The sequence below is a fragment of the Streptomyces milbemycinicus genome, assembly GCF_002154605.1.
GTDB lineage: Bacteria > Actinomycetota > Actinomycetes > Streptomycetales > Streptomycetaceae > Streptomyces > Streptomyces milbemycinicus.
This window is the reverse complement of sequence record NZ_MUNE01000435.1, coordinates 1-5,116: the sequence shown is the minus strand read 5'-3', so window position 1 is coordinate 5,116 and position 5,116 is coordinate 1. Positions and strand designations below refer to the sequence as shown.

Genomic DNA, 5,116 nt, shown 5'->3' with positions numbered 1-5,116 from the left:
GGCGTGCTCGGTGGGGCCTGTTCAGCAGGGCCTACTCAGTAGGGTCTACTCGCCCTTCGCCGCCGTCACGCCCTCCAGCCGGTTGAGGAACACCACCTTCGGGTCCGCCGCGTCCTTCGCAGGCACCCGTACCGCCGACTCCGACACCCGGGTCAAGGTCACCGACTTCTTCGCCTCGCCGGTCATCAGCGCCTTGATCTGCGGGGTGGGGTTGGGCCGGTAGCCCTTGGCCATGGTCTGCTTCTGCCGGTGGTGGGAGGTGAAGAAGACCAGCGCCCCGCCGTCGCTCAGGCGCAGCCCCACCGGGGCGTAGCGGGCGCCCTCCGCGGCCGTGTCGATGTACTCGGTCCAGAACTTGGGGGTGCGCAGGAACTTCTTCCGCGAGGTCCGCAGCCCCGACGTCGCCTGGCCGTCCGCGAAGACCTCACCCTTGCCGGTCATCAGATACTCGGTGTACTCGGCGCTGAGCTCATCCGGCCGCGACGCCAGCTTGGGCGTGGCCCCCTCGGCCGGTACGGACTTCGCCCAGCCGTCCTTGTCGATCTGGAAGTCCGGCACCTCGTCCTGGCTGAGGATCGACAGATACGCGGCCTTCCACGGCTCGTTCGCCCCGTCCCGCGTGAAGACCAGCAGCCAGCGGTTGTCGTCGCGGTTGCTCTCGGTGTTCGCCACGAAGAACTTCGGCCAGCCGACCTGCTTGGGTATGACATAGCGCGCGTCGCCCAGCTTCAGCGGCGGGTAATCGGGGTTCCCGTCGGGCTTGTCGGCGTGCTGCGCCTTCAGGTCGGCGGCGCTGATGTCCAGCAGCGGGCCGGTCTGGACCTGGCCTGCCAGCGCCGGATCCAGCTTGCTGTAGGACTTGTTGTAGACATCCGTGAACCGCTTGAGCGCCTTGGGCGCCTCACCCTTCGCGATGGACGGGATGTTCTCCCGCTCGCCGTGCACCGTCATGCAGCCTGTCAGCGTCATCGCCAGCGTCACCGCCGCTGCTGCCGCGGCTGTCGGAACTGCGCACCGCCGACGCTGTGACCTGCGTGTCATCGGACTTGGGCTCCTTCGGGACTGCTCTGGTCGGCGCAACCCTACCGGGGAGCAGGAAGAAGGCGAGCGTGGGGACCAGATACAGCAGCCACACCGTGACCTGCAGAACGGTCGGGTCCGCCTGGAAGTTGAAGACGCCCTTGAGCAGGGTGCCGTACCAGGAGTCCGGCGGGATGGTCCCGGTGATGTCGAAGGCCTGGCTGTGCAGACCGGGGAGGAATTCCGCCTCCTGCAGGTCGTGGAAGCCGTACGCGAGGACGCCCGCCGCCACGATGACCAGCATGCCGCCGGTCCAGGTGAAGAACTTCGCCAGGTTGATCTTCAGCGCGCCGCGGTAGAACAGCCAGCCCAGCAGCACCGCGGTGAGCAGCCCCAGCACCACCCCGATCAGCGGCCGCGAGGTGCCGTCGTTGCTGGCCTGCACCGCTGCCCAGACGAACAGCGCGGTCTCCAGGCCCTCGCGGCCCACCGCCAGGAAGGCGGTCACCACCAGCGCGCCGGTGCCCATCGCGAGCGCAGCGTCCAGCTTGCCGTGCAGCTCGGCCTTCAGATGCCGCGCGGTGCGCCGCATCCAGAACACCATCCAGGTCACCAGGCCGACCGCGACGATGGACAGCGAACCGCCCAGCGCCTCCTGGGCCTTGAAGGTCAGCTCCTGCGAGCCGAACTGCAGCGCCGCGCCGAAGCCCAGGCTCACCGTGACCGCGACGCCGATGCCCAGCCAGACCGGCCGCAGCGCCTTCCGGCGGTCGGTCTTGACCAGATATGCGACGAGGATGCAGACGACCAGGCTGGCTTCCAGCCCTTCGCGCAGTCCGACCAGGTAGTTGCCGAACACGAGGTTGGCCTTTCTCTTGTTCTTCTCGGGCCGCTTGTTCTTCTCGGGCCGTTCGTACTTCTCGGGCCGCTCAGGTGAACAGCGCCCGTCCCCACCAGTCGTCCGCGCCGCGGACGCCCGGCGGGACGGCGAACAGCGCCGAACCCACGTGCTGGATGTACTCGTTGAGCGCGTCGTTGCGCGCCAGCTTCTGCTGCACGGGGATGAACCCCTGCCGCACGTCCCGCTGGTACGCGAGGAAGAACAGCCCCGCGTCCAGCCGCCCCAGGCCGTCCGTACCGTCGGTGAAGGAGTAGCCGCGGCGCAGGATCCGCGCCCCGCCGTTGGAGTCCGGGTGGGCGAGGCGGACATGCGCGGTGGGCAGCATCGCCTTCAGGTTCGGCTCATCGCGCTCGCGCGGCTTGCCGATGGGCGCGCCCTCACCCTTGGTGCGCCCGAAGACGTCCTCCTGCTCCTGGAGGGAAGTGCGGTCCCAGGTCTCGATGTGCATCCGGATCCGGCGGGCGACCAGATACGAGCCGCCGACCAGCCACTCGGGGCCGGTCTTGGTCCCCACCCACACATGCTTGTCCAGGGCCGCGGAGTCGGTGCCCGCGATGTTCCGGGTGCCGTCCTTGAACCCCATCATGTTGCGCGGGGTCTGCGCGTCCGGCGTCGTCGAGGACGTCTTGCCGAAGCCCAGCTGCGACCAGCGGATCGCGACCTTGCCCATGCCGATACGGGCCAGGTTACGGATCGCGTGCACCGCCACCTGCGGGTCGTCCGCGCACGCCTGGACGCACAGGTCGCCGCCGCTGCGCGCGGCGTCCAGGTTGTCGCCGGGGAACGCGGGCAGCTCGAGCAGGGCCTCCGGGCGGCGCCCGGCGAGGCCGAAGCGGTCCTTGCCCTTCTTGTCCTTGAAGAGGGTCGGCCCGACGCCGAAGGTGAGGGTCAGCCGGGACGGCTTGAGCCCCAGCGCCTCGCCCGTGTCGTCCGGCGGGGCCTCGGCGAGCCCGCCGACCGCGCCGCCGCCGACCGCGTGGCCCTGCGTCATCCGGGCGGCCGCCTTCGTCCACTCCTTCAGGAGCGCGATCAGCTCGTCGCGGTCGTCGGTGGTGACATCGAAGGCCGCGAAGTGCAGCCGGTCCTGTACGGCGGTGGCGATCCCGGCCTGGTGCGCGCCGTAGAAGGGCACCGCGGCCCCGCTGTCGGCCACCGGCTGGGCGGTCGCGTCGGAGTTGCTGAGGGCGGCCGCGGCACCCCCACCCGCCGCGGCGCCCAGCGCGAGCCCGGCGCCGCCCCAGCCGAGCAGCGCACGGCGGGAGGGGACGGTGCGGCGGGTGGCGGCGTCATCCGTGGGCGGTTCGGCCGCGGGCTGGTCGTCGGTCACGGACCGGTCGTCGGTCGCGGACCGGTCGTCGGTCACAGGCTGGTCGTCGGTCGTGGGCTGGTCGGTCATGGTCGGCGTGCCCCTACTTCGCCACGGCCGCGGCGAGCTTGGACAGCGGCTCGGCCAGGGCGTTGACCGCGTCCGACAGCTCCTTGCGCTTGGCCTCGCCGACGGTGTCGTACGACACGAACCCGTCACCCTCGCGGTACTTGTCGAGCAGCTTCTTCACCGCCGCGAACTGCTTGTCCAGCTCCTTGGTCAGGGCCGGGTTGTTCTGCGAGGCCACCGGCTTGAGCAGCTGGTACGACTTCTGGGCGCCGTCGACATTGCCCTCGAAGTCGACCAGGTCGGTGTGGCTGTAGCGCTCCTCCTCGCCGGTGACCTTGCCGGTCTGCACCTCGTCGAGGAGCTCCTTGGCGCCGTTGGCCATGCCGGTGGGGGTGATGTCCGCCGTGCCGACCCGCTTCTGCCAGTCCTTGAGGTCCTTGATCAGCTGGTCCGCGAGGGTCTTGTCCTCGGCGGTGATCTTCTTGTCCTTCCACAGGGACTTCTCGAGCCGGTGCCAGCCGGTCCACTTCTGGCCCTTCTCCAGACCGTCCTCGCGGATGTCGACCTTCGGGTCGATGTCGCCGAAGGACTCGGCGACCGGCTCGGTGCGCTCCCAGCCGACGCGCGAGGGCGCGTACGCCTTCTTGGCGGCTTCCAGGTCGCCCTTCTTGACCGCGTCCGCGAACGCCTGCGCCTTCGGCAGCGTCTCGTCGGCCTGGGCCTGGGCGTAGGCGCGGTAGTCGGCCACGGCCTTGTCCAGCTTCGGGTTCCGCTTGGCGACCTTGCCGCCGGTCACGGTCACCTTCTGCCGGATGCCGTGGCCCTTCATACCGGGCTTGCAGGCGATCTCGTAGGTGCCCGCCTTGATCTCGGCGGTGATGCTGACCTTGAGGCCGGAGCCGATGTTCTCCCGCTCGGTGACGATCCGGTCGCCGGGCGCGTAGACATACACCTCGGTGACCTTGGAGCCCTTGTTCTCCACCGCGAGCTTGACGTGCCCGGCCGGGAACTTGGTCTTGGAGACCTCGCACTTGTCGTTGGACGCCGTGATCCGGATCGCGTCGGAGCCCTTGGCGTCGGACTTCTCGGCGCAGCCGGACACGGCGGCCAGCGAGGCCACCGCCGCGATGGCGGTGACGGCGGAAGAGCGGGCGGCTCTCATAAACGGACTCCAGTCGAGATCGGGCAGCATGCCGACATGGCGGCATGTCGAGACAGGGGCCGGATAGGCCGCCCTAACTTAACTGAGGCTTACCTACCCAGCTCCAGCTCAGCCCCAAGAATCCGTAAGCTGAGAGTAAAAAATGTGTAATACGCCCCTACGGCAGGGTCAGAATCTCCGCGCCTGTGTCGGTCACCACGAGCGTGTGTTCGAACTGAGCCGTCCGCTTCCGGTCCTTGGTGACGACCGTCCAGCCGTCGTCCCACATGTCGTACTCGTAGCTGCCGAGCGTCAGCATCGGCTCGATCGTGAAGGTCATCCCCGGCTTGATCTCGGTGGTGTGATGCGGGCTGTCGTAGTGCGGGACGATCAGGCCCGAGTGGAACGACGAGTTGATGCCGTGGCCCGTGAAGTCACGGACCACGCCGTAGCCGAAACGCTTGGCGTACGACTCGATGACACGGCCGATGATGTTGATCCGGCGGCCCGGCTTGACCGCCTTGATCGCGCGGTTGAGGGATTCCCGGGTGCGCTCCACCAGCAGCCGCGACTCGTCGTCCACCTCGCCGCACAGATAGGTGGCGTTGGTGTCGCCGTGCACACCGCCGATATACGCGGTCACATCGAGATTCACGATGTCGCCGTCGCGCAGCACGGT

5 protein-coding genes are annotated in these 5,116 nt (G+C 68.8%); all 5 read right to left on the bottom strand.

Going from position 1 to position 5,116, the window contains the following annotated elements; genetic code table 11:
- Positions 1–45: 45 nt before the first annotated feature.
- The gene (locus CCN51_RS32130) at positions 46–969 is read right to left on the bottom strand and encodes an SCO2278 family lipoprotein (RefSeq protein WP_483883454.1); all 924 of its coding nucleotides are present in this window, start codon (positions 967–969) and stop codon (positions 46–48) included.
- Positions 902–1,879 carry an iron uptake transporter permease EfeU gene (efeU, locus tag CCN51_RS32125; RefSeq protein WP_014180249.1) on the bottom strand — a complete coding sequence of 326 codons (978 nt, stop codon included), beginning with the start codon at positions 1,877–1,879 and terminating at the stop codon, positions 902–904. The genes CCN51_RS32130 and efeU overlap by 68 nt, the downstream gene beginning before the upstream one ends.
- A gap of 70 nt (positions 1,880–1,949) precedes the next feature.
- Positions 1,950–3,317 carry an iron uptake transporter deferrochelatase/peroxidase subunit gene (gene efeB / locus CCN51_RS32120; protein WP_014180250.1) on the bottom strand — a complete coding sequence of 456 codons (1,368 nt, stop codon included), beginning with the start codon at positions 3,315–3,317 and terminating at the stop codon, positions 1,950–1,952.
- 13 nt (positions 3,318–3,330) lie between these two features.
- A complete protein-coding gene (efeO, locus tag CCN51_RS32115; protein WP_014180251.1) occupies positions 3,331–4,458 on the bottom strand; it encodes an iron uptake system protein EfeO in 1,128 nt (375 codons plus the stop codon).
- A 157-nt stretch (positions 4,459–4,615) separates the two neighbouring features.
- The coding region (map, locus tag CCN51_RS32110) for a type I methionyl aminopeptidase (protein WP_086860394.1) at positions 4,616–5,116 on the bottom strand (501 nt) is incomplete at its 5' end.